Genomic DNA, 25,498 nt, shown 5'->3' with positions numbered 1-25,498 from the left:
TTGCTTCTCGTTCGCTTTTAAGTTATTTAGGCTTGGGCCGCCAACAACTGATCACCTGCGTTCACCGTACCGCTTGTTAGGGGTTCGATGGCTTGGTATTGGTTGGAGTTGGTGATGACGACCATTACGGTTGGATCATAACCTGCGGCTTTGATGGCTGCTAAGTCGGCGGTCCCCAGGATCTCACCCGCTTTCACGTGTTGGCCTTGGGCAACTTGGGTCGTAAAGTGTTGACCCTTTAAGTTTACGGTATCCAAACCGACGTGGATTAAGACTTCTGTGCCATCGTCGGCGGTTAACCCATAGGCATGCTTGGTTTCGTAGGCAACGGTGATGGTTCCCGTGACGGGAGCATGGATGGTCCCGTCGGTTGGGATCACTGCTGCCCCGTCGCCCATCATTTTTTGTGAAAAGACCGCATCGTTAACCTGACTCAGTGCTTCTACCGTTCCACTAACGGGACTCAAAATTTCACTGGCAGTGGTTGCAGTTGGCGCAGCTGCGGCAGTAACAGGTTCCGCAGGGGCAGTCGCTGGCGCAGCTGGTGCGGGGTTAACCAGCTGGTGGTGCGTCTTACCATAAAGGAAAGTAACGGCAAAGGCGATGGCAAAGCTGACTACTTCACACAGTAAGTACAGGGGAATGGAGTGGGCGTCGATGGATAGAAAACCAATGAACCCAGCTGAACCCATGGAAACCGCAATGACGTGAAAGAGTCCCGCTAAGGTTGCCGCAACGCAAGAACCAATTAAGGCACAGAAGAATGGGAACTTGAGCTTTAAGTTGACCCCAAACAAAGCCGGTTCGGTAATCCCCAGCAAGGCCGAAATGGCCGCCGAACTGGATAAGCCCTTCATCTTTTGATCCTTGGTCAAGAAGTATACGGCCGTAGTAGCGGCCCCTTGAGCGACATTAGCCATGGAAGCAACGACAAAGATAAAGTCACCAGCACCATGACCATCCTTAAAGGCGGTGATCAATTGGGTTTCGATGGCCGGGAAGCTTTGGTGTAACCCGGTCAATACGATCGGGGAGTAGACGGCCCCGAAAATCCCGGTCCCGATAAAGCCCAAGGTGCTGTATACCCAAACGATCCCATTAGTCAACCAATCGGATAATTCCTTCATGACTGGTCCGACCACAATAAAGGTCAAGAACCCAGTTAAAAGGACGGAAATTAATGGGGTAAAAGTAAAGTCAACAGCGGCCGGCAACTTTTTGTGTAACCATTTTTCAAAGATTGACAGTAAGTAAACGGCTGCCAAAGCCGGGATTACTTGGCCAGTGTAGGATTGAATGGCGATGTTTAACCCAAAGGCATGCCAAGTCCCACCATTAGCGAGCGCCGGGGCAGTCATCATCATTCCGACTACAGCCCCTAAGAATTGGTTAGCTCCGAACCGTTTGGCCCCAGAAATTCCGACGAGAATTGGCAAGAAGACGTATGGAGCCGCTGACATGACGGCCACCATTTGTTCCAGTCCCTTGAGGGCCGGGTACATTTGAATGACCGACTTCGGGCCAAAGAGATCCGTTGCGGTCAGGACGTTGTTTAAAGCCATTAACAAACCACCCGCGACCAGGGCCGGAATTAATGGCACGAAGATATCTGATAGCAACTTGATAAAGGCCATCACCGGGTTGAACTTTTGGTTCTTGGCGGCGATTTGCTTAAGGTCGTCAGTTGAGACTTCTTGTAAGCCGGTTTGCTTGATCAATTCATCGTAAACGTTGTTGACATCACCAGGGCCAATAATAATTTGGTATTGGCCATTGGTTTTAAAGGTCCCCTTGACACCATCATTCGCGTCAAGCGCCGCTTGATTGATTTTTTCATCATCCTTTAAAACCAGGCGGAGGCGGGTTGCGCAGTGCGCAGCTGCCACTAAGTTTTCTCGACCCACGGCGTTAATAACGTCGGTGGCCACTTGTTTGTGATTCATAAGCTGAACCCTCCTTTAGGTTACGCTTGGTTGAAAACGCTTTATTCGAGTTATATAATACGCTAAATCCCGTCAATGTCAACCGATAGTCAATAAGATTTTAAAATTAGTTCATCAAATCAGCTCTACTAAGCGGTTTGTCTGCTCAAGGTGATTACTAACCGATTGACAAAAAGGGGGCGATCGGGCACAATAACGGTGATTAACTTGGTGGAGTTTTTGAGAAGGTGAGGAAAGAAAATGGAATGGACACGCGCAAAACGGTATCAACCATATACTGCCTATTCGGCGGCAACGCTGTTGGCGCTGCAACAGCAAGCAGCTGATTCGCCCGCCCAATTGCGTTATCATATTCGCCCCCGTTCAGGGTTGTTGAACGATCCGAATGGTTTTTCCTACTTTAACGGGGAATGGAATGTTTTTTACCAGTCGTTCCCGTTTGGGGCCACCCATGGCTTGAAGGCTTGGATGCGTTTGACGTCGCCTGATTTGGTCCATTGGTATGAGCACGGCTTAGCCTTGCAACCCGATACCAAGTTTGACAGTCACGGGGCTTATTCTGGTTCGGCCAGGGCCGTTGGCGACCGCTTATTTTTAATGTATACCGGTAACCACCGTACCGCTACCTGGCAACGGCACCCCTATCAACTGGGAGCGTGGTTGGATCAAAAAGGCCAGGTCACTAAACTGGGCAAGCCATTGATTGAACCGCCCGCCGCGGTTAGTGAACACTTCCGTGATCCGCAATTATTGCAAGTTGGCTCGACTTACTATGCGTTGATTGGGGCGCAAACGTCGTCCGATCAGCATGGGGCGATCTGGCTCTACCAAGCCCCAGCGGCAGTGGGGCCTTGGCAAGCGGTTGGTCCCGTTGATCTAGGGGAGACGGCGTTGGGATACATGGTTGAATGCCCCAACCTGGTTGAGGTTGATGGCACTCCGGTAATGATCTTTTGCCCCCAAGGCCTGCCCAAACAAGTCGCTGCTTACCAAAATATCTATCCCAATATGTACGTTAGTGGCACCGCCTTTGATTACCAAACGGCCCAATTACGCCACCCGAGTGCCCTGAGCAATTTGGATGCTGGCTTTGATGTTTATGCCAGCCAGGCCTTTAATGCCCCGGATGGAAAGGCTTACCTGATTTCTTGGGTGGGGCTGCCAGATCTGACTTACCCAACCGATCAGGAAAATTGGGCCAACTGCCTTAGTCAAGTCAAGGAATTACATTTTCACGCTGGGCATTTGTATCAACAGCCAGTGGCAGCGATGAAGACCTTACGGCAAACTGAGCATGGCTTTGCTGGTTCGGTAACGACGGTTGCCACGGCCGCGGGACAGCAATTGGAATTACAACTGACCATTGCGGAGGATCAAACTGGCACACTTTACTTAGCTGCTGATGACACCCTAACGCATGGCTTGCGGCTAAACTTTGATACCCGAAACGGCCAATTGGAAGTTGACCGGGGGCAAACGGCGCAAGTGCCGACGCCCGAATATGGCACGACGCGGTCGGTGGCCGTGCCGGCACATCAACCTTTGCAATTGAGAATTTTCTTGGATCATTCCCTGGCCGAAATTTTTGTCAATCACGGCGCCGAAGTGGTCACCTTGCGTTACTTTAACGATCAATCATGGGGGAAAATTGCCTTTGCACAGCCAACCCAAGTTACGGGAAAGTGGTGGTCGTTACAACTGTAAATTCAAGTGAGCCAGTGTTGCCCCAAGCAGCGCTGGTTTTTTGCGTGTCTTCTCGATGAAAATTCTTTTTATGGCGTCTTAAATCTGCTAAAATGAAAAGTGTTGCAAAATTTCCCACTTGGGAAGGAACGGAGGAACATCGTGTTTTCCAAACCAAAAGAAACTGTGGCTGATCAGCCGGCCCTCGATTTGGCAAACATTCCCGCCCACATTGCGATTATTATGGATGGAAACGGGCGGTGGGCCAAGGCTCGCCATTTGCCACGGGTTGCTGGCCACCAACAAGGAATGCAGACGGTAAAAAAAGTTACCATTGAGGCGAGTCGGTTAGGCGTGAAGGTCTTAACGCTATACGCTTTTTCAACCGAAAATTGGAAGCGGCCCAGTAGCGAAGTCAACTTTTTGATGCAATTACCAATTAAGTTCTTTGATACCTTTGTCCCGGAATTGATTGAAAATAACGTCCGGGTAATGGTCATGGGGGACTTAACCGCGTTACCTGCTCCCACCCAGGCGGTGGTGAAAAAAGCCATGGCCCAAACGGCGGCTTGTACGGGGATGGTCTTAAACTTTGCCTTGAATTATGGGGGACGAGCCGAATTGGTTCGGGCGGCCCAAACGCTAGCCCAGCAGGTTGAACAAGGCGCCCTAACAGCGGAGGCAATTGACGAAGCGCACTTTGAGCAAGCGTTAATGACGGCGCCGTTGGGTGAGCTGGCCGCACCGGATCTTTTGATTCGCACCAGCGGTGAAGAGCGGTTGAGCAATTTTATGCTCTGGCAGGTTGCCTACAGTGAATTTGTCTTTTTAGATGAGCACTGGCCAGATTTTGATGGCGCTAGTTTACGCCACGCAATTGAAGTATTTCAACACCGTCACCGCCGGTTCGGGGGTTTGGTGAATAAATAACGTAGATGGGAGAATTTGAAGAATGAAGACACGGGTAATAACCGCGGTGATTGCATTGGCAATATTTATTCCACTGATTATCATTGGCCACTTGCCATTGACCTTTGCGGCAATGGTGTTAGGGGTAGTCGCAGTCAGTGAAGTCTTGATTATGAAGAAAATCTTTGTGACCTCGTTTGCGGCGATTGTGTCGTATTTGGCGGTCATTTTGATGATTGTGCCGGCTGGCTACTTGGCCTTTTTGCCGAGCCAATTAAACCGGTTAACGACGGTTTACATTTTATTGATGTTATTGTTGTTGCACACGGTCTTTCATAAGACCCGCTTTAGTTTTGATGATGCCGGGGTGTTAACCCTGGCCATTATCTACATTGGGATGGGCTTTAATGCCTTTATTACCGCCCGGGCCGCGGGCTTTTGGACCTTGCTGTATGGGATGCTGATCGTGTGGCTGACTGATTCCGGGGCGTATTTATTTGGCCGCCAGTTTGGTAAACACAAGTTGGCGCCAAGGGTAAGTCCCAATAAGACTTGGGAAGGTTCCATTTTAGGGACGGTGGCTGCGACCGTTATTTTAGCGGTTTACTTGCATTTCTTCCCCGTCGGACACCTTAATTTCTGGTTGATGTTGCTGGTGACGGTCGTCTTGTCAGTGTTTGGCCAGCTGGGTGATTTAATTGAATCGGCGTTGAAGCGCTACTATGGCGTTAAGGATTCCGGCAAGATTTTGCCAGGTCATGGGGGGATCTTGGATCGTTTTGACAGCATGTTGGTAGTTATGCCAGCTTTATACCTTTTGGGGATTATCTAAAGGGGTGACACTTTGCTTTTAACAATTATCGTCTTCATTATTGTTTTTGGGTTGTTGGTGTTGGTCCATGAATTTGGTCACTACTTTTTTGCTAAGCGGGCCGGCATTTTGGTGCGTGAATTTGCAATTGGGATGGGGCCCAAGCTATGGTGGCGCCAAGTAAATGGCACGACCTATACGCTTCGTTGCTTACCCTTAGGGGGATACGTACGACTGGCTGGCAGTGAGGAAGATGAAGAAGAATTGCGGGTTGGTATGCCGGTGACCTTGGAATTAAACGAAGCCGGGCAAGTGGTTAAGATTAATACCAGTCAACAGCCCGGCTTATTTACCGGTTTGCCGCTGCAAGTGACGGCCTTTGATTTGGTGGATACTTTAACGATTAAAGGCTATGTTAACGGTGACGAAACAACTGAACAAACTTATGCGGTTGATCACGATGCCGAATTGGTCGAAAAAGGGGGGACCACGGTCCGAATCGCCCCGCGGGACACCTGGGTAAATTCCGCGCCTTTGCCTGCGCGGATGATGACCAACTTTGCCGGGGCCTTTAATAACTTTTTATTGTCGTTGGTGGCCTTTGTGGTGCTCGGGTTTACCCTGGCCGGCATTCCCACCAACAGCAACCAGTTAGGGCAAGTTGCGGCTGGTTCGCCGGCAGCGCGTGCGGGTCTGGTCGCCGGGGATCGGATTGTCGCGGTGAATAGTCACCCCACGAAAGACTGGGAGGCGTTGGCAACGCAAATTGCCAACCATCCGGGGCAAAAGGTAACTTTGCAATATCGCCATCAAGGCAAGCTTAAAACAACTACGGCAACGCCTAAAAAGGTTCGGCAAGGCAAGCAGACGGTTGGCCAAATTGGCATCAGTGAACGACTGGATCACTCCATTGCCGCACGGCTAAATTACGGGTGGCACCAGTTTATCACTGCGGGAACGTTGATTTTTACGATCCTCGGGCACATGGTGACCCATGGCTTTTCGTTAAACGATTTGGGTGGTCCCGTGGCAATTTATGCGGGAACTTCACAAGCCACGGCCTTGGGGTTCAATGGGGTCTTGAATTTCTTGGCCCTGTTGTCAATTAACCTGGGGATTGTAAACTTATTACCGATTCCCGCTCTTGATGGGGGAAAGTTGTTGCTCAATATCATTGAAGCAATCATTCGCCGGCCGATTCCCGAAAAAGCTGAGGCCATTGTTTCAATGGCGGGCTTTTTCTTCCTGTTGTTGTTGATGATCCTGGTAACTTTTAACGATATTCAACGCTACTTCATTCACTAAAAATTAATTGGTACAAAGGAGTACTTTACGCATGAAACAATCACAAATTTTAATTCCAACTAAAAAGGAAGCGCCAAGCGATGCAGAAGCGCTCAGTCATCAGATGATGGTGCGGGCGGGGTATGTTTACCAGGTTTCCGCGGGGGTGTGGGCATACTTGCCCCTGGCTTACCGCGTGATTCGCAAAATCGAAAACATTATTCGCGAAGAAATGGCTAATGCCGGTGCGGTTGAAATGATGATGCCGGGCCTCTTACCGGCGGACCTTTGGAAAGAATCTGGTCGTTACGAAAGCTATGGGGCCAACTTATACAAATTAAAGGACCGGCGGGACCGGGACTTTATCATGGGCCCGACCCACGAAGAAACGTTTACGGCCTTGATGCGGGATTCGATCAAATCGTACAAGAAGTTGCCACTGGTCTTATACCAAATGCAAGATAAGTACCGGGATGAAGACCGGCCGCGGTTTGGGGTGTTGCGCGGGAAGGAATTCGAAATGTTAGACGGGTACTCCTTCTCAGCCGACCAGGCGGGATTAGATGCCGCCTACGATAAGCAAGCAGTTGCTTACCGCAATATTTTTGACCGGATTGGCTTGGACTACAAGGTCATTTTGGCGGATTCCGGGACCATGGGGGGCAAAAATTCACAGGAATTTTCTGCGCCAGCGGCCGTTGGTGAAGATATCATCGTTTATACGGATGGTGATTATGCGGCCAACATTGAAAAGGCGACGAGTCAATTTACCGGGGTACAACAAGAAGGGACCCCGGCCGAATTGACGAAGGTGGCCACCCCCGGGGCACACTCAGTGGATGAAGCTGGCGAAAGCCTGGGGATGCCAAGCAGTCAGATTCTGAAGTCGATGTTGTTTATGGCCAAAATGGCTGATGAGACGGTTCAACCAGTGATGGTCTTGATGCGGGGCAACGATGAAGTCAACGAAACGAAGTTGAAGAATGCCTTGGATTGTTTGGAATTAACCTTTGCAACTGAAGAAGAAGCCGAACAATACTTAGGGGCTCACCCGGGTTCTTTAGGACCGGTGGGAGTGGGTCAAGAAGTTAAGATCTTGGCTGACGAATACGTCAAGGTTTTGGTAAACATGGCTTGTGGTGCCAATGACGACGGCTACCACTACATCAATGCCAATTTAGACCGGGACTTCCGGGTGGATGCATTTGGCGATTTCCGCTTGGTACAAGAAGGCGAAATTGCCCCGGATGGTTTGCCACTAAAGTTTACCAAGGGGATTGAAATTGGCCATATCTTTAAACTGGGGACGCACTACTCCAAGCAGATGGGCGCCCAAGTTCTGGATCAAAACGGCCGGCTGGTGGATGTGATCATGGGGTCCTACGGGATCGGGATCACGCGGTTACTGTCGGCGGTAGCTGAACAACAAGCCGATGAAAACGGGTTGGTTTGGCCGGACAGCATTGCTCCGTTTGACGTCCATGTAATTCCAATTAACGCTAAGAACGCGGATCAAATGCGGGTCGCGGATGAAGTGACGGCGCAACTGGAAGTAGCCAACCTGGAAGTCTTATTGGATGATCGCAAGGAACGGCCGGGGGTCAAGTTTGCCGATTCCGACTTGATTGGGCTGCCAATTCGGGTAACGGTTGGGAAAAAGGCCACGGAAGGAATTGTGGAAGTCAAAATTCGCAAGACTGGTGAAACCATCGAAGTCAAGGTTGAAGAATTAGTCAATACCATTCAAATTCTGTTGCAAAACAACTTGCAACAAGCTTAATTGCAGTTGAAACGTCGCTGATAAATCCAGCAGCTGCCGGTGGGCGGCCGCAAATGATTTGTTGGCGTCGTTTTCTTTTCGGTTAAGGAGGGAACAACGTGGCATTAAGTCCGCAAGAAAAATTTACCAAATTACTTGAACAGATTAATTACTCCGCTCCGGCCCTGATGAAGGGGCAAGTCGCGGCAGTGATTGTTCACCAAAAATCGCGGGTCTGGGAGTTAACCTTGCATTTTCCGCACCTCTTGCCGGCGGAAGTATACCAGGGATTGTTTCAAGCGTTACGGGTTTCATTTTATCAATTGGCGCAAGCACAAGTGGCCCTACAAATTACCGCTGATGAAGCACCTTTAACGCAGGACTTGTTAGTTGCCTACTGGCGGCCCTTGGTGCAACAAACCTTTGGCCAAGCTGGAATGGCGGTTGAATTAGCTGAACAGACGGAACCCCATTTGGTGGGCCAGCAAGTTCAAGTACCGCTGGAAAACGAACAGATTAAAGTTTTCATGGAAAACAAATTCTTTGGACCGTTAGCAAGGGCCTACCAACGGGTTGGGTTTCCGACGTTTACTTTCCGCGGTGTGGTTGACGAAGCCAAATCCCAAGCCCAAATTGATTTAGTAAAGCAAAAACAAGAAGCTCAGGATGCTGCGCTGGTGAAAAAAGCGTTGGCGCAACTGCAAGCCAACCAAGCCAAGCAGGCTGCTGCCCAAGCTGCGGCGCCGCAAGACGGACCAGTCGTAATTGGCAAATCAATCAATCCGCAAGCTGAAGTGATCGCGATGCAAGAGATTGTGGAAGAAGAGCGCAGTGTGGTCGTGGAAGGGTATGTCTTTTCCAAGGAAATTCGTGACTTGCGTTCTGGCCGCCAGCTGATGGTGCTGGAAGTCACGGATTACACTTCGTCGATCGTGGTTAAAAAATTCTCCCGCAACCAAGAGGAAGAAGCGCAATTTGAAGGCTTAAATGAAGGCGATTGGATCCGGGTTCGGGGGTCAGTCCAAGAGGACAATTACATGAAAGATCTGACGCTGAATGCGTATGACATCAATCAAATTTCGCACCCCGCCCGCCAGGATCAAGCGCCCGCGGATGAAAAACGAATTGAACTCCACGTTCACTCGACAATGAGCCAGATGGATGCTACTAATTCCATTACGGACTACGCCAAGCAAGCCGTTAAGTGGGGAATGCCGGCACTGGCCATTACGGATCATGCCGATGTCCAGGCCTTTCCCGAAGCCTTTAAAGCCGCGGGCAAAATTAAAATGCTGTACGGGGTCGAAGCCAACGTAGTCGACGATGGGGTGCCACTGGTGTACAACGAAAATCACCAGCCTCTGCAAGGACAAACTTACGTGATTTTCGACGTAGAAACCACGGGTCTGTCAGCCGTTTATGACAAGGTCATTCAGCTGTCCGCGGTAAAAATGAAAGATGGCGAAGTGCTGGACCGGTTTGACGAATTCATCGATCCGGGCTTCCCGTTGTCCCAACAAACCACGGAATTAACCAGTATCACGGACGATATGGTCCGCGGGTCCAAGTCGGAAGAAGAAGTCTTCCAATTGTTCCGTGATTTTTGTGCCGATGCAATTATTGCCGGTCACAATGTTTCCTTTGACTTGGGCTTTATGAACGCAGGTTACGAACGTCATGGCAAGGCCCCGATTGAAGCACCGGTCATTGATACTTTGCCCTTGGCGCGCTTCTTGTACCCTAATTTGCGCGGTTACCGGTTAAATACCCTGAGCAAAAAGTTTAAAATTGCCTTGGAACACCACCACCTGGCCAACTTTGACTCGGAAGCAACGGGGAAGTTACTGCACTTGTTCTTGAAAGAGGCTGAGCAACGTTATGCCATCAAATACGTTGATGATTTAAATCAACATATGACCGACAATGGGGCTTACCGGCATGCCCGGCCCTTCCACGTGACGATTTTGGCCCAAACCCAAGCGGGAATGAAGAACCTGTATAAGTTGGTTTCGTTGAGTAACGTTAAGTACTTTGCGCGGGTCCCGCGGATTCCGCGGAGCGTTTTGGCGCATTACCGGGAAGGGTTACTGCTGGGAACGGCCTGTGCCAGTGGTGAAGTCTTTACCGCGATGATGCAAAAGGGTTACGCTGAAGCTAAGCGGTTGGTTGATTTTTACGATTTTATTGAGGTTCAACCCAAGCCAAATTATGCGCCTTTGCTAGAGCAAGGGGTGATCCAAGACCAAGCCCATTTGGAATCAATCATTAAAAATATGGTTAAGTTGGGGGAAAAAGTAAACAAGCCCGTGGTGGCAACCGGGGATGTGCACTACTTAAATCCGGAGGATAAGATTTACCGCAAGATTTTGATTAACTCCCAGGGGGGCGCGAACTTCTTAAATAAGACTGAGCGGCCGGACGTGCACTTCCGGACGACGGACGAAATGTTGGCGGAATTTGCCTTCTTGGGGCCGGAAGTGGCCAAGCAAATCGTGGTTACCAATACCCACTTGATTGCTGATCAAATTGGCGACTTGCATCCGGTCCAAGATAAGCTGTATGCGCCGCACATGGCGGGGGCGGACCAAGAAATTCAGGATCGGACCTGGGCCACGGCCAAAGCTTGGTACGGTGATCCACTGCCGGAACTGGTCAAGGACCGGGTGAACTTGGAATTGAACAGTATTGTTTCGAACGGGTTTGCCGTGCACTACTTGATCGCGCAACGGTTAGTGGCTAAATCTAATAAGGATGGCTATTTAGTGGGGTCCCGGGGCTCGGTGGGCTCCAGTGTGGTGGCGACATTGTCGGGGATTACGGAAGTTAATCCGTTGCCGCCGCACTATCGTTGCCCCAACTGCCAGTACAGCCACTTCTACACGAAGGGGGAATACAGTTCAGGCTTTGACTTGCCAGATAAGCCGTGTCCCGAGTGTGGCACGTTGATGGTCAAGGATGGTCACGATATTCCCTTCCAAACGTTCTTAGGGTTTAAGGGTAACAAGGTCCCGGATATTGACTTGAATTTCTCTGGGGACTACCAACCAATCGCCCACAACTACATGAAGGTCTTGTTTGGGGAGAAAAACGTTTTCCGGGCCGGGACGATCGGGACGGTCGCCGATAAAACGGCCTATGGGTACGTTAAAGCTTATGAACGCGATACTGATCAGCAGTTCCGCGGGGCGGAAGAGGACCGGTTGGCCAAAGGCGCAACCGGGGTCAAACGGACAACGGGGCAACACCCAGCCGGGATTATTATCGTCCCTGATGACAAGGAAATTTATGACTTTACCCCGGTTCAATACCCGGCTGATGACCAAACGGCGGCGTGGGAAACGACCCACTTTGATTTCCACTCCATTCACGATAACCTTTTGAAAATGGACATTTTGGGGCATGATGACCCAACGATGATTCGGGCGTTACAAGATTTGTCGGGGATTGACCCAACGACGATACCAATGGATGATGAAGGGGTGATGAGTCTGTTCTCCAGTCCCGAAGCCCTTGGGGTAACCGAAGAACAGATCAATTCGAAGACCGGGACCCTGGGCCTGCCTGAATTCGGGACCCGCTTTGTACGGGGAATGTTAGAAGATACCCACCCGAAGAATTATTCCCAATTGTTGCAAATTTCGGGGCTTTCCCACGGGACCGGGGTGTGGTTGGATAACGCCCAAGAGCTGATTAAGCAAGGCACGGCGACAATTGCCAACGTGATTGGGTGCCGGGACAACATCATGACCGACTTGATTCACTACGGGTTAGATTCGGAAACCTCGTTCCAAGTGATGGAACACGTGCGTAAAGGGCGGGGGATTCCTGATGAGTGGCAATCCAAGATGTTAGAAGTCGGCGTGCCCCAATGGTACTTGGATTCATGTTTAAAGATTAAGTACATGTTCCCGCGGGCCCACGCCGCGGCCTATGTCTTAATGGCGTTGCGGATTGCTTACTTTAAGGTTTATTTCCCGCTGACCTACTACGCGGCCTTCTTCTCGGTCCGGGCCGACGATTTCGATGTCGTTGCCATGGCCCACGGCAAAAACGCCGTCAAAGCCGCGATTAAGGAAATCAACGACAAGGGCAACGAGGCCTCGGCCAAGGAAAAGAACCTGATGACGATCCTCGAATTGGCCAACGAAATGCTGGAACGCGGCTTTGAATTCAAAATGGTCGACTTGGAACGTTCCGACGCCAGCGATTGGTTGATTGACGGCAACACCCTGATTGCTCCGTTCCGGGCGATCCCGGGGTTGGGGCTGAACGTGGCCAAGCAGATTGTTGCGGCGCGCGAAGAACGGCCCTTCTTGTCCAAGGAAGACTTGGCAGAGCGGGGGAAGGTTTCTAAGACCTTAATTGAGTTCATGACGGTAAACCACGTTTTGGACGGGCTTCCAGATAGTAACCAGCTTGATCTGTTCTCTGATCTGTAATTAGATGATAATAAAATTAATACTTCGATTTTGTAAGCCCTCAAATGGGCACAAAATGGGCAAAAATTAAGCGGTGCTGATTGATTTCAGCACCGCTTTTTTGATTTTAAAGTTTATCAATTTTACCAATCTGATTTTCAAAGTCATCTTGGGCTTGTTTAGTGACGTGCATATAGATTTGTGTTGTTATATCACCTTTAGCGTGACCAACGCGTTTCTGGATTACTCGTAGTGGAACATCCATATCTGCCAGGACAGAAACATGAGTGTGGCGAAAGTAGTGAGTAGTAACGTTTTTATCGATCTTTTGTCGTTCAACAGCTCGCTTCAGATATTGATTGGCGTTGTTAACATTAAGAGGCTTCTGTTGATCATATGTGATTGCCGTCTGATTGATGGCAAACAGTAGGGCGTTCTCATCTTTTCCTCGTGCGTGTTGCTCAACTATATTAGCAGCAATAGGGGAAAGGGTGATGGTTCTTAAACCAGCGAACGTCTTAGGTTCATGAGAAAGAAAATGTCGATAAGGCTTCTTTTTCCAGATCATTGTGCCATCGATTCTTAGGTAGACTTTGCCATTTTCTTTGATTATGTCGTTCACTTGCAGACCAGACAATTCACCGAACCGTATTCCAGTTAAGAATTGTAACTGAAAAGCATCAGCGTAGTACTGCATATTACGATCAATGCAATCATTAATAATACTGTGGTATTCATCTATGGTGAGATATTTATTTTCAATCTCATCCCGGCGCCGGGCGGTCTCGTCCTTCCACGTTATCCTGACCTTATCCATAGGGTTCTCGCTGAGAAAGCCGAAACTGACAGCATAATTGAAAAGCAGATTAATAGCGCTCTTCTTCGATTTAACTGTCCCATTGGTTAGAGGAAGTTTATCGCGGTATAGCTGATCGTTAAAGTAACGGTTTAACCACACAGTTGTAATGGCACTTGGACGCGTACTTGGTCCACAGGCTTTAACAAACTCATCGAGAAAAATTTCGCCGTTGTGATAGGTGTTATATCGGACCTGTTTTTCGTAGTCATCCAGAAACTTGGTTTCCAGTTCTTGCATGGTGATTTTACGAACAGCGCGACCTTCTTCTGCGAGGGCCTTCTGAATCTTCTCCTCCAACTCCCTGGTGGCCGCTTTAACCACTTGTGGGGTCTTCTTACCGTATGTCACAGATACTCGGCGATAATGACCGGTCAATGATGATTTGTACCGTTCAATGAAACAGTAACGGGTTTTACCATGCACGGAACGTTTTTCTATCCACATAGTTGTCCCTCCATTATTTAATTGTGTATAATGAAAGGGTTGATAGCGTAGACCAATGCTTTATCAACCCTCGGCCCATCTCCTATGCCAGTAGGGGATGGGCTTTTTTCATTTACCAGCTTTTTACGTCATCAGGGTTTGGACATAAAATCATTTTCTATGAAGGAAATTTCATGTTCATAAATTCCTGCAGTCTTGAAATAAAATCTTTATCAACTTCAAATAAATCGTAGATGCTTTTACCGTTAAAAAGGTTTTGATTCCCATAAGTATTAACAACTGATTCCAGCTCATCGATCATAGTAGATATAAGATATTGATCGTCTAGAAGTACAATAATACTAACTATAATTGAAAAAAGCCCATTACGGGGTAATTCTTCCCCGTTCTTAGTTTTATAAAGAAACGAAATTGAGAACTCCTTTAAAAAACGTATTTTTTGTGTGTCAGATTCCTTAAGCCGCAACTTAAAGGTTCTATTACCATGGGCCGAGAGATTTCTAAATCTATAAACTTGTTCTAAACAAATTTTGCAGAATTGCAGTTTATCGTCAGTTGTAACATTCTCATGCTTTGGCATTCTTTGAAGGAAAATGTTTACAACTTCTTTCTTTTCGTTAATCGATAAGGTGGAATACCAATTTACCATAGAGCCAAAGCTAATAACTTCTGCCGCTATCCATGGTGGTAAATTGCCTTCTTCATCTATATAGTGTTGGGCGATCTTGCTGCTTTGCTTAGCATCTTCAATTGCATTCATAAAATCGCTGATTTTGCCACGTTGCGCTCTTATTTTACTGTAATTTCTTTTATCTAAGTACTTTTCTTCATCGATAGAAAAGTTTCGAGCTACTATATTTGAAACAAGGGCTTTTAGCCGTTCTTCTACTGCTAGTGAGTATTTAAAAATAATATTGCTAACTTGAACATCAATCCAATGAACTTGATATAACATTTCGAAAGAAGTTCCCGTTCGATATATATCGGGTTCTTTTTGCTTCAAGAACATATCTTTGTAGCCATTAATAATAGAGTAGTATGGAAATGTCATTAAAGCATTTTTAGCAAATTCGTAATCGTTTATTTCCACACCGCGACTTTTTAAAATTGCTATTTGCTCATCGAAAGATTTATACGGATGCTTAAAATTTTTAGACATGCAAAAAGAGCCTCCCCACTATACAGTAGAAAGGCTCTTTTTCGCAGGTCTCATCTAGGAAACCCATCTCAGACACCTTTATAGTACCGTATAGTCTATTTTTAGTCAACTTGTTAATCAACAAATTCAACAATATCTCCCACTGAAATAACTTGATCAGGCTTGATATTTTTTACATCTGAGTTATTTACATTTAAGTTTTTAAATTTTGGCGATGAGGCCTCTTTGATAAGAGGAGGGACACTGGAAGAGTTAAGGCTTTTTGATACTTTCTTTCTAGCAATTGAATACTTATCACGAACATCAGTGATTTCTAAGTAATCAATTGGAGGGTTATAACTACCTAGTGGTTCATTTGTATCGGGGTCAGTCAACTCCATGCCTTTCGATTCTACAACTATTTGTTGACCAACTTTTGCATACTTTGGTTCACTACCAAAGGGCAAATCGTCTCTATCTACATCATCTTCATATCCATAGTTAATGATAATTCTTGTATCATCTGGAATTGCTATAACTTTAACTTCTTTTTTCACTATAATTGCCTCCAATAAATAATTTATATCCATCCCTTGCCCCAGCGGGGGATGCTTTAGTTATGCGAGATGCTCCCATCGTCCCCGACAGTAGCCGTGTAGCCATCTCCGGAAAAGGTCCACCCGTTGGAAGTTCTCGTTGCCTGCAGGTCACCATTAGCACCGCCAAGCATCGCACGGGCCTGGTCCTCGGTAGTGGGGCCACCATTTTGGGCGGCTTGATTACGAGTCTGCTGTTGACTACTCCATGCGGCCGGTTGCGAGCTCTCACTAGATTGGGTGGATTGGACGCTCGACGACTGACTCTGGGATTGCTGATTGGTCTGACTAGTAGAACTAGATGAAGATACGGACGAGCTCTGGGACTTTTGGTGACGCTTCTTGTGGTGGTGCTTAACTACCTTGGTAGATGAACTACTACTTGCTTTATGTGACTGCTGTGACGCCAGGTTATTGCAGGCTGACAATGACAGCCCAACTAGCAGGGTGACACAGATTAAACCTAACTTTTTCATTTTGTTTACTCCCCCAAAAATCAGTTATGTGAAATGCTTCCGTCGTCTCCAACGGTGGCCGTGTAGCCATCTCCGGAAAAGGTCCAGCCACCGGAACAATATTCCCCGCAAGTCGTTGGGCTATCAAACACCTTACGAGGTATTCATGAAGCATGTCACCGATGAGCAACTACTTTCTTTCTAACTTAAATTGACATTTCGGGTAATGAATCTCCTGACTAATTTATTCAGCCTGTTATTTAATTAGATTGTTATTTTGCCCGTCAACCCAAGTTTCAGATAATGAGCATCGACAATCGTAATGAATAATGTTTCTTAATGCTTTCGCTTGCTTGTAATCATAAATTCCAGGTCCGTATCCGTTATCTTTCAAACTAGCCTTTTTACATTTATCGCAGCAATTTTTCATTGCCTGCCATTTATAAAATCTGTAACCATTATTGATCCCATTTTTCAAAGACCTATCAAACCAATAAAGACGATCGTTTAACATAGCTTTTTTCTTTTCTTCACCTTTTAATAGTTTGCTAAAATCATAATGAATAGATCCATCTGAAAAATAACTTTTAACGGCTCGATGTTCCATAACGATCTGATTTTGTGATTTTAATAAACTAAGTCCTTTGGGCGTTAATTTTTTATTGCTGTCTATAAGATTGAGTTTCTCTAGTTTATCTAAGGAGTCAGTTAAATTAATTCCATAATCTCTCGAAAAATATTTTGGAGTACGGCTTTTATTCGTGCGTGGATTGTTAAGCCACCATAAGGCAATAATTTCTCCGCGCAATAATGAAAAATCGCCAAAATTGATAGGCTCCATATACTGTTTCGGAACACCAACATTTAATTCACTGTGGCTAATCACGAAATCTGCATCGTTATTTTCTATATAAGGAATTGTATTATAACCCTTATCCTTATAACGTTTTTCGAGTTCATTTTTAGCTGTATCTGATGAACCTTTTTTGCGATGACGAAATAAATTAAATAATCCCATGGCTTACTCCTTCACTTTACTGATATTGATTGCGTTCCGCAGGTCAAAATAGTAGCCATTGTAACGGAAAACCAGGCCATACTTATTGCGGTAATTCTGGATAGCTTGCTGAACGTACTTCTCAGTAACGCCAAAGTAATCCGCAACTTCCTCTAACGACCACACGTGGTTAAAGTAACAGTGGATTAGCCCTTTAAGCGTGACCGATCGTTCCATTGCCTTTGACCGGGCCAGAGCTTCCTGCTTTCTATCTGCTTCAGAAGAATAAGAAGAAATATCGCCCACAGTGTAGTCATAGTGGGCTAACTCTTCCTGCAAAATCTCGTATTTTTCTCTGTCGCTTCGATTATGGTTGATATAAATGTCGCGGATAAAGGTCAAGCCGCCCAGTGACTTCGGCATTTCTTTGCTGATAATAATGTTGAGTTGAGGCCGAGAAGCTGCCAACGCTTCAAAATTATTCATACTATCGCCTTACTTCCGAGCCTTTTTCAGGTTCTCGATAAAATTGATGATTTGCTCACGCTCTGATTCTGGTGTGTCATCGTCAATATGAGCGGCAATAACATCAGCAGCTTCATTTTCTTCCTTACTAGACTCTTTACCATCGAAGAAATAATCAATGCTGACATCAAATAAATCAGCAACCTGTTTTAATGAAGAGAGACGTGGTTCATCCGTATCGTGTTCCCACTTAGACAGGCGTCCTTTATTGAAGTTAGAGCTAGGATTCTTGGCATTCAATTGATTGGCCATTTCCTCTAATGTTAGCTTGTGTTCGGTTCTTAGCTCTTTTATTTTCGTGCCTAAAGACATAATTTTTCACCCCTTGCATATGCCTTTATTATAGTGTTTTCGTTGCTTTTTAGCAACATTTTTTGGAAAAATCCAACATAAGTTGTTGACACCGCAACTTGAAGGGGGTACTATAATACACGTAATCAAGTTGCGATTACGCAACAAGACGAAAGGGGTGAGACTGTGGTTAGGGAAAAAGCCGAACCATATTATGGATTAATGGTAGAAATGAAACGCCAGGGAAAGACCCAAGCTGAGTTGGCTGACCTGATTAAGGTTAACCGAAGTACCTTTAATCAGAAGCTCAATCGTATTAATGGCAAAGATTTTTACTATTCCGAAGCATCGTTAATTGCAAAAGCTTTACACATGCAAGTTAGCGATTTTTCTTAACAACTTAAGTTGCGAAAAGAACAACTTGGGAGGTGATGACCATGATGGCGAATTCGTGGAAGGCGGTTTCAGAAATTTGCGTCGATTATGGCATTAAGGACAAGACGTTTTATGCCTGGGCAGATGAATGCCGAACTTATCCCGAATATCGAGATGCTATTATCTGCCCGACTGGTAAGCGGACGTTTGTTGATGAGGATAAATGGCAAGCATTTCTCCGATTTATGTCGGAGAAACGGCGAAAGAAACTGCTGGATCCACACCTTAGGGAGGAGGAATAGACAATGGTATTCTTAATTACTTTACGCTCTGGAACGTGAAGTGATCCGAAAAACCTTAAAAACGATTGATGAGGAGAACAACAATGAAACCAATTAAAGCAGCACTCTATACGGCGTTGGGAGCCGAACTTACCTGGGCGTGGATGATGGGCCACACCACCATTTGGGGAATCCTGGCGATCTTTGCCTGGTGTCCCTTGATGGGATTTGATCTGGCTTATGTACTCAGTCCCTGGGCTGAAAAGCTTGGCTTCTTCGGCCCGGAAAAAGAAAAGGACCCTAGCGGCCACTAGGATCCTTCAAATAAACAATCTACGAGGTGATTATACCATGCAATTGAACGAAAACGAAAGCCGTTTGCGGCGCCTGTTGGCATATAAAGCGGTCCTGATGAGTGCCAAACTCGATCGGGCCCACGTTAGCACGATGACGGCGGAAGAATACTTTAAGTTGGCCCACGACTTTAAAGTCCAAGCCGAAGAATTGGTTGTGATGGCCAAACAGTTTGAACAGGAGGCGGTGCAACACTATGGACGAGCAGATTCTGACAATCCGGCGGCAAATCCACTTAATTAAGAGCCGGGCACCACGGATCACCTTGGACCAGTGTGGCGAGTATTTCCGCCGCCTGGATTACTGGGGTGACGAGTTAAACAAAGTAATGGGGTGGCAAAAGTGAAATTATACGAATTAAGCAATGCCTATAAAGAGCTGCTGGAACGTGAAGACCTAGACCCACAAGCAGTCGTCGATACGTTAGATGCGATCAAAGACGAGATCGAAATCAAAACTGACGGAATTGCCAGTGTGATCGACGAACTCCGGTCCAGTGCTGAACGTAAGAAAGCTAAGGCTAAGGACTGGAACGAATCCGCCAAGGCAGACCTGCAACGGGCCCAATGGCTGAAGCAATACCTAACGACTGAGTTAGACAATGCCGGGATCAAAAAGGTCGAAACCGACAATCACCTGCTGAGCGTCCGGAACTTCAAGGCGTCCACGGTAATTGATGATTTTGACAGCTTACCGGATGACTACAAGGTAACAAAAACCGAAGTCGTAGGCGATAAAGCGGGTATCTATAAGGCCCTCAAGTCCGGTGAAACCGTGCCTGGGGCGCACCTAAAAGATAACCGATCAGTGGTGATCAAATGATTGGAAGAACGCGATGAAAATTAGCGAGGTGATCAAATGCCATCAGTGGATGTAGAAAAGTTAAGTAGGTATGGAGATTGGCGAATTCTGATTTATGGTCAGCAAGGGAGAGGTAAGACCTCAATTGCCGCTAACCTAAGCGGTAAAACGTATGTCCTCGCATTTTCGAAATCATATAAAGTTTTGGCCGGAAAGGTTGCTGGAGCGTGGCAAGTTAATGCACGAACACCGATCGAAGACTTAGAAGAATGGACTCGTAGTTTTGATCCGTCCCAGTACGACAATCTAGTTCTTGATGATATCTCTAACTTTAGCAATATCTGGTTGCAAGAACGGGGACGAGAAAGCAAAAACGGGATTAGCAATGAAATTCAGCACTTTGCACAATGGAAAAACTATTTTCTTCGTTTTATTGAGTGGATCTTTGACATGCCGCTTAACGTATATGTAACGGCATGGGAATCTACCACTTCTATTATTCTTCCCAGCGGACAACAATTTAACCAATTTAGCCCAGATTTAAGAGATTCTGTCCGCAATGTGGTTATGGGGCTATGCGATGTTGTGGGCCGACTAATTGTCAAAGCGGAAGATGGGTCACGATACATCGTACTTGAAGGTGACAATAGCATGTATGCCAAGAACCGTCTTGATCATCGCAAGGTCTGCAAAGTAGAAGATCTATTTAAGTTTGAAGGTGAGGATAGTGTTTAATCCGTATCCTTACCAATTAGACCTGATTAATCGGGCTCGGCAGTCAATGGCGGCTGGTCATCAATCGGTGTTGCTAGTCAGCCCAGCGGGATCGGGAAAGTCGGTAGTAATCGCGGAGATTGCCCGGCTAGTGGTTGCTAAGGGTGGTCATGTCATGTTTACCGTGCACCGGAAAGAATTGGTGGACCAAATCCGCGAAACTTTCCAGCAAGACGGGATCGACCTTAAGCACACTACAATTATGACAGTTGGGCGAATTAAAAATCGGTTAGGTAAACTGCCTCGCCCCTCCCTAATCATTACTGACGAAACGCACCACGCTTTAGCTAAAACTTATCGGACTATTTACGACTACTACCATGATGTGCCACGGTTAGGATTTACGGCGACGCCATGGCGATTGTCAGGCAAAGGTTTTAAAGATGTTTACGACGATCTGATCGAGGGACCAACCGTGCCATGGCTGATTGATCATCATTACCTGGCACCATTCACGATGTATGGCTACCAAGCTGATCAAAGCATGCTGAAACGATCATCGACTGGTGATTTTACTAGTTCATCGATGGACGAATTTGCGAAGCGGATCATTTATGGTGATGTCGTTAAAACTTGGCAGGACAAGGCCCAAGGGCAAAAAACAATCATCTATTGTCATGCAATTTGGTTCAGCGAAAAAATCGCTCAAGCGTTTTGCGATGCCGGCATTGCCGCTGTCCATGCTGATAGTCACACACCAGCCAAAGAACGCGAACAGATTATGAGTGATTTTAAAGCCGGAAAGATCAAAGTGCTATGCAATGTGGACCTGGTATCAGAAGGCTTTAACGTGCCAGATTGCGCTTGCGTGGTCATGCTGCGGCCAACTCAATCATTGGTCTTGTATATTCAACAAGCGATGCGGTCGATGCGGTATCGTCCACACAAGCAGGCGATCATCATTGACCAGGTCTCAAACTTCGAACGCTTTGGTCTACCGAATGCCGATCGGGAGTGGACGCTGGAAGACCGGATCAAGAAAAAACGTGGCCATGGTGATAGTTCTGGCCCAGCAGTCCGAACTTGCATGGAATGCTATGCCGTAATCCCAGCAAGCTGTACTAAGTGTCCAATCTGTGGGCGCAAAATCGAAGTTGAAAAACAGTCAATCAAAATCGAGAAGCAAGCCGAGCTGGTAGAACTTAAAAATTTCCAGCCAACTCGTGTTAACTATTTAGTCACTAAGAAACCAAGCGAACTCAGCACGCCAGCTGAACTACGGGAATATGCCAAAGCCAAGGGATACAAACCTGGCTGGGTGTGGTACCAAATGAAAGCACGCGGCTGGGCAAAATAGAAAGGAATTTAAATTATGCCATTTTTAACTACTGATTACTCAAACACCAGCAACTCTTACGGTCCGTTGCCAGAAGGCGATTACGAATTTGTGATTGAAGACGTCCAAGAACAAGCGACGAAGGGCGGCTCAGAATCATTGCACTTTGATCTGATTGTCCGAAATGACTTAGACCAAGCCTTACCGGAAACGAATGGTAAGTATCACAATCAACACCTCTGGGTCGATGAATGGAAGCGGCGGGAAACCCAACAGTACGACAACAATAACTTGATGTATTTCTTAAAGGCTGCTGGAATTCCGGAAGGTACGCCGATTAATACGATGGAAGATTTCTTTGCCATCATGCAGGGGAAGCCGGTGCGGATGCACATTAAGGTGACTGACAATACTTATAACGGGACGACGACTAAAGTTAACCGGCCAGCACCATGGGACTGGCAACCATCAAAGTTCCCACAAGTGGCTCACCAATGGAAGAAGGGGATGGCGCCTGCAAACCAGTCGACGCCAAGCAATGGGGCAATGCCGTTTGCAGGACAACCGCAACCGGTCGAAAACGTGCCATTCTAAGAGGGATACAAGATGCAAACTATCCAACAACAAATTAACAAACTGAAAGAAGCTTGTCCTAAGGGATACTATGTGGACAATCTTCAAGTCGCACTATTTGGTGGTGAACCGCAAGTTACTTGTGAGTATAAACGGACGTTCTGCTATGGCGTGGCAGAAATGGATTGGCAACCAAACAATGGGAAAATATCGCTTTTTAAGTGGTTCGATGAAAGATTTACTTCTCCGCGTCTGCTGTCAGATAAAGCTACACCAGAGTATGAAATCTTAAAGATATGGTCTTTACAAAATAATAAAGATAATGAAGTTGGGTATGTATTCTACAAGCAATATTTAGAGCCCTGGTAACTACGGCAGTGTCCGGTTCACCGAATGGGTGAGAGGCCCATTAAGGAGTTGAGCGATGTACGAGAAAATTCCAAACGAATTAAAGAAATTAACCCAATGGGGCTGTTTTCACCGTGAATGGGTCGAAGCGCGGGGGAAGTACAACAAGATCCCCGTTGACCCATGGACAGGCGGCCCGGGTAAGTCAAATGACCAATCCACTTGGTCTGATTTTGACACAGCGTTGCGAGCGCTGGACAAGTATCCAAATGCTGACGGTTTAGCTTTCTACTTTGCCAATGGCTACGTTGGCTTGGATATTGACCATGTGGCCGATGAACTAGAAAAAGTGGCGGCCGGTGATTCCGATCCGGAAAATTTCATCAATAAGGCCCAGGAGCTAACTAAAGACACTTATATGGAAATTTCAATGTCTGGCGAAGGAATCCACGCAATCTTCAAAGGAAAATTACCCGGCAAGCGACGGCGAAAAGGTAACTTTGAAATTTATCAATCAGGCCGTTTCTTCGCCCTCACCGGGCACGTCGTCCACGATGAGAGAGGGATCCAATCGTTGAATGACGACGAGATGCAACAGCTCTATGACCACTATTTCCAAGGTGAGAAAGTCGTTGAATTTCCCGAACGCCAGCAGCCACTAACATTAACGAATAATCTTAGCGATGATGAAGTGATCCAGCGAGCGGAACGGTCATCAAACGGGCAACGGTTCCGGTTTTTCATGGAAGGCGGCTGGGAACCGTTCTACAGTTCGCAATCGGAAGCAGATTTAGCCTTTGCTAATGACCTAGCCTTCTGGACTGGCCGTGACTTCGGGCAGATGGACCGGATCTTTCGCATATCCAGTCTGATGCGGTCTAAATATGATGAGAAGCACGGGCAAACGACGTACGGGATTGGCTTGCTTAATAAAGCCATTGCCGAAACGCAGAACGTCTTTAGCCCCCGTGATAAACCGACTTTTAACTATGACTTAAGTTTTCTTGATAAGCACAAGGAGAAGCCTAAGCAACCTTGTTCCTGGGACGATATGGGTAACGCCCAGCGGTTCTTGGATAATTTTGGCAAGATCGTTAAATATTCCTACATTGATAAGACTTGGTTCGTTTACAACGGTTCCTATTGGGAGCAGGACAAACGGGGTCAAGTAGAGCAGTTAGGCGATTTGACGATCATGGCGATGGAAGATGAAAAAGTCAAAATTCCACCGGAGGTCAAAAGTGACAAAGAAGACTACTTGAAAAAGTGGGAGCAGTTTAAAAAGAAGTCCCGTAGCAATAAGTCGAAGAAAAATATGCTCGACGAAGTGCAGCACCATGTTGCGGTCCAGCACGGTGATTTCGACAAGGAACAAATGCTGTTAAATACCGTTTCCGGGTACGTTGATCTCAGTTCTGGCGTACTACACGACCACGATCGGGAGAAGATGTTTTCTCGTCAGGCCGAAGCTGAGTACACCGAATCGATTGACGCCCCGGAATGGGAAGCGTTCTTGCAAGAAACGTTTGAAGGCAACGAAGAACTGATCCACTACATCCACAAAGCAGTGGGGTATTCTGCGACCGGATCGACCAAAGAACAGGTAATGTTCATCCTGTACGGTAACGGGCGGAATGGGAAGTCAATCTTTATCAACACGATCGCTGACGTGCTAGGATCCTATGCCAAGCAGATGAACGCCGAAACGATCATGGTTAAACGCAGTAGTAGTGGTGCGGCTAATTCAGACGTGGCTCGTTTAGAAGGTGCCCGGATGGTAATTTCCAGCGAATCAGACGAAGGCAGTCGGTTGAATGAGAGTTTGGTTAAGCAGATGAGCGGTGGGGACCGGATGGTCGCTCGCCACCTGTATGGGAAAGAATTTGAGTTTGAACCCCAATTTAAGTTGTGGATGGCGACTAACCATAAGCCACTGATTCGTGGGACTGATGATGGGATCTGGCGACGGCTGATTTTAATCCCGTTTAAGCACCAAGTCGCTAAAGAAGACGTCGACAAAGATCTTAAGTATAAGTTGGAGCGAGAAAGTGCCGGAATCCTAAACTGGATTGTCCAAGGGGCGTTGTACTGGCAGCGCGAAGGCTTGGAACCTCCGCAAGCGATTATGAACGAACGTGAAGAATACCGTACTGAAATGGACGTACTGGAACTGTTTGTTGCCGAAAACTGCGAAGTTGGCACCAACTATACCGCTCCAGCTGGCGATCTGTTTAATAAATACAAGGAATGGGCGCTTGAGTCTAACGAGTATCTGATGAGCAAGCAAAAGTTTAGTCGTGAGATGAAGAAGAAGTATAGGTACAAAAGGTTAACTTACGGTCGATTTTTCTATGGTCTAAAAATCAGTCCAGATCAGCGACTTAATTTCAACAAGTTGTAGGATGACGGAACTGAGGTGTTTGATGACGGATGATGAAGTAGCCTTGAGCTTTACGCCCCAAAGGGTTCAGCGTCCATTTACCTATATATGACAGATCTTTTTACTAAAAGTAATAAAGAAAATAGAAAATAAGTATATATATAAAGGGTTACGCAAAAAAAGTGTCATCAAACGTCATGTTGGCGCCAATCCCTTGGGCGCCA

At 46.8% G+C, this 25,498-nt stretch carries 24 protein-coding genes and 1 pseudogene; 17 read left to right on the top strand and 8 right to left on the bottom strand.

All coding sequences use genetic code 11. The annotated features are described in order from the left end of the window. Positions 1 to 26: 26 nt before the first annotated feature. On the bottom strand, positions 27 to 1,943 hold the full coding sequence (locus FC43_RS01090; RefSeq protein WP_056953466.1) for a sucrose-specific PTS transporter subunit IIBC: 1,917 nt from the start codon (positions 1,941 to 1,943) through the stop codon (positions 27 to 29). 240 nt (positions 1,944 to 2,183) lie between these two features. On the opposite strand from FC43_RS01090, the gene FC43_RS01085 reads away from it, so the two are divergent. The 6 genes from FC43_RS01085 to FC43_RS01060 all read left to right on the top strand — a co-directional run bounded on the left by FC43_RS01085 (position 2,184) and on the right by FC43_RS01060 (position 12,828). Then, entirely contained in the window at positions 2,184 to 3,647 is a 1,464-nt protein-coding gene (locus FC43_RS01085; RefSeq protein ID WP_056953464.1) for a sucrose-6-phosphate hydrolase, read from the top strand. Between the two features lie 141 nt (positions 3,648 to 3,788). Continuing rightward, positions 3,789 to 4,556 (top strand): isoprenyl transferase, encoded by a 768-nt coding sequence (locus FC43_RS01080; RefSeq protein ID WP_056953462.1) that lies wholly within the window; start codon positions 3,789 to 3,791, stop codon positions 4,554 to 4,556. Positions 4,557 to 4,578: 22 nt separating this feature from the next. Then, entirely contained in the window at positions 4,579 to 5,367 is a 789-nt protein-coding gene (locus tag FC43_RS01075; RefSeq protein ID WP_056953459.1) for a phosphatidate cytidylyltransferase, read from the top strand. A gap of 12 nt (positions 5,368 to 5,379) precedes the next feature. Then, a complete protein-coding gene (gene rseP, locus FC43_RS01070; protein WP_056953457.1) occupies positions 5,380 to 6,651 on the top strand; it encodes an RIP metalloprotease RseP in 1,272 nt (423 codons plus the stop codon). A gap of 31 nt (positions 6,652 to 6,682) precedes the next feature. After that, positions 6,683 to 8,410: a proline--tRNA ligase gene (locus FC43_RS01065; RefSeq protein WP_056953455.1), complete on the top strand. Its 1,728-nt coding sequence runs from the start codon at positions 6,683 to 6,685 to the stop codon at positions 8,408 to 8,410. A gap of 98 nt (positions 8,411 to 8,508) precedes the next feature. Continuing rightward, positions 8,509 to 12,828 (top strand): PolC-type DNA polymerase III, encoded by a 4,320-nt coding sequence (locus FC43_RS01060; RefSeq protein WP_056953453.1) that lies wholly within the window; start codon positions 8,509 to 8,511, stop codon positions 12,826 to 12,828. A 106-nt stretch (positions 12,829 to 12,934) separates the two neighbouring features. Here the strand turns inward: FC43_RS01060 and FC43_RS01055 are convergent, their stop codons facing one another. The 4 genes from FC43_RS01055 to FC43_RS10980 form a co-directional block, all read right to left on the bottom strand. Further along, on the bottom strand, positions 12,935 to 14,110 hold the full coding sequence (locus FC43_RS01055) for a tyrosine-type recombinase/integrase (protein ID WP_056953452.1): 1,176 nt from the start codon (positions 14,108 to 14,110) through the stop codon (positions 12,935 to 12,937). 157 nt (positions 14,111 to 14,267) lie between these two features. Next, positions 14,268 to 15,269 (bottom strand): Abi family protein, encoded by a 1,002-nt coding sequence (locus FC43_RS01050; protein WP_056953449.1) that lies wholly within the window; start codon positions 15,267 to 15,269, stop codon positions 14,268 to 14,270. A gap of 113 nt (positions 15,270 to 15,382) precedes the next feature. Next, positions 15,383 to 15,805, bottom strand: coding sequence for a hypothetical protein (locus FC43_RS01045; RefSeq protein WP_156648218.1), 423 nt, complete (start codon positions 15,803 to 15,805; stop codon positions 15,383 to 15,385). A 56-nt stretch (positions 15,806 to 15,861) separates the two neighbouring features. Next, complete coding sequence (locus FC43_RS10980; RefSeq protein WP_056953445.1) at positions 15,862 to 16,320, bottom strand: hypothetical protein; 459 nt, start codon at positions 16,318 to 16,320, stop codon at positions 15,862 to 15,864. Between the two features lie 85 nt (positions 16,321 to 16,405). Between FC43_RS10980 and FC43_RS11330 the strand changes: the two are divergent. Beyond that, positions 16,406 to 16,504 (top strand): annotated as a pseudogene (locus FC43_RS11330) (IS30 family transposase); the annotation flags it as partial. 51 nt (positions 16,505 to 16,555) lie between these two features. Here FC43_RS11330 and FC43_RS01035 read toward each other — a convergent pair. The 3 genes from FC43_RS01035 to FC43_RS01025 are packed head-to-tail and all read right to left on the bottom strand — an operon-like array spanning position 16,556 to position 18,133. Continuing rightward, positions 16,556 to 17,317: a hypothetical protein gene (locus tag FC43_RS01035; protein WP_056953443.1), complete on the bottom strand. Its 762-nt coding sequence runs from the start codon at positions 17,315 to 17,317 to the stop codon at positions 16,556 to 16,558. Positions 17,318 to 17,320: 3 nt separating this feature from the next. Continuing rightward, positions 17,321 to 17,782 (bottom strand): ImmA/IrrE family metallo-endopeptidase, encoded by a 462-nt coding sequence (locus FC43_RS01030; RefSeq protein WP_056953441.1) that lies wholly within the window; start codon positions 17,780 to 17,782, stop codon positions 17,321 to 17,323. A 9-nt stretch (positions 17,783 to 17,791) separates the two neighbouring features. Then, positions 17,792 to 18,133 (bottom strand): helix-turn-helix domain-containing protein, encoded by a 342-nt coding sequence (locus FC43_RS01025; protein WP_056953440.1) that lies wholly within the window; start codon positions 18,131 to 18,133, stop codon positions 17,792 to 17,794. 165 nt (positions 18,134 to 18,298) lie between these two features. Here FC43_RS01025 and FC43_RS01020 point away from each other — a divergent pair, with 165 nt between their 5' ends. The 10 genes from FC43_RS01020 (at position 18,299) to FC43_RS00975 (ending at position 25,295) form a co-directional block, all read left to right on the top strand. Further along, positions 18,299 to 18,508: a helix-turn-helix domain-containing protein gene (locus FC43_RS01020; RefSeq protein WP_056953438.1), complete on the top strand. Its 210-nt coding sequence runs from the start codon at positions 18,299 to 18,301 to the stop codon at positions 18,506 to 18,508. Positions 18,509 to 18,549: 41 nt separating this feature from the next. Further along, the gene (locus FC43_RS01015; RefSeq protein WP_056953436.1) at positions 18,550 to 18,789 is read left to right on the top strand and encodes a hypothetical protein; all 240 of its coding nucleotides are present in this window, start codon (positions 18,550 to 18,552) and stop codon (positions 18,787 to 18,789) included. Positions 18,790 to 18,872: 83 nt separating this feature from the next. Beyond that, complete coding sequence (locus FC43_RS01010; RefSeq protein ID WP_056953434.1) at positions 18,873 to 19,082, top strand: hypothetical protein; 210 nt, start codon at positions 18,873 to 18,875, stop codon at positions 19,080 to 19,082. A 37-nt stretch (positions 19,083 to 19,119) separates the two neighbouring features. Beyond that, entirely contained in the window at positions 19,120 to 19,365 is a 246-nt protein-coding gene (locus FC43_RS01005; RefSeq protein ID WP_056953431.1) for a hypothetical protein, read from the top strand. 99 nt (positions 19,366 to 19,464) lie between these two features. Then, positions 19,465 to 19,944, top strand: coding sequence for a siphovirus Gp157 family protein (locus FC43_RS01000; protein ID WP_056953429.1), 480 nt, complete (start codon positions 19,465 to 19,467; stop codon positions 19,942 to 19,944). Positions 19,945 to 19,980: 36 nt separating this feature from the next. Further along, the gene (locus FC43_RS00995; protein ID WP_056953427.1) at positions 19,981 to 20,658 is read left to right on the top strand and encodes an AAA family ATPase; all 678 of its coding nucleotides are present in this window, start codon (positions 19,981 to 19,983) and stop codon (positions 20,656 to 20,658) included. Beyond that, positions 20,651 to 21,994, top strand: a complete 1,344-nt coding sequence (locus FC43_RS00990; protein ID WP_056953425.1) for a DEAD/DEAH box helicase family protein — start codon at positions 20,651 to 20,653, stop codon at positions 21,992 to 21,994. Before FC43_RS00995 ends, FC43_RS00990 begins: the two co-directional genes overlap by 8 nt. Positions 21,995 to 22,009: 15 nt before the next feature. Further along, a complete protein-coding gene (locus FC43_RS00985) occupies positions 22,010 to 22,567 on the top strand; it encodes a DUF669 domain-containing protein (protein WP_056953423.1) in 558 nt (185 codons plus the stop codon). Between the two features lie 12 nt (positions 22,568 to 22,579). After that, positions 22,580 to 22,915, top strand: a complete 336-nt coding sequence (locus tag FC43_RS00980) for a hypothetical protein (protein WP_056953421.1) — start codon at positions 22,580 to 22,582, stop codon at positions 22,913 to 22,915. A gap of 55 nt (positions 22,916 to 22,970) precedes the next feature. Further along, complete coding sequence (locus FC43_RS00975) at positions 22,971 to 25,295, top strand: phage/plasmid primase, P4 family (protein WP_056953419.1); 2,325 nt, start codon at positions 22,971 to 22,973, stop codon at positions 25,293 to 25,295. Positions 25,296 to 25,498: the final 203 nt, after the last annotated feature.

This window comes from Limosilactobacillus ingluviei DSM 15946 (genome assembly GCF_001435775.1).
GTDB lineage: Bacteria > Bacillota > Bacilli > Lactobacillales > Lactobacillaceae > Limosilactobacillus > Limosilactobacillus ingluviei.
Note: the sequence above shows the minus strand (reverse complement) of the source record. Positions and strands in the feature narration are given on the sequence as shown.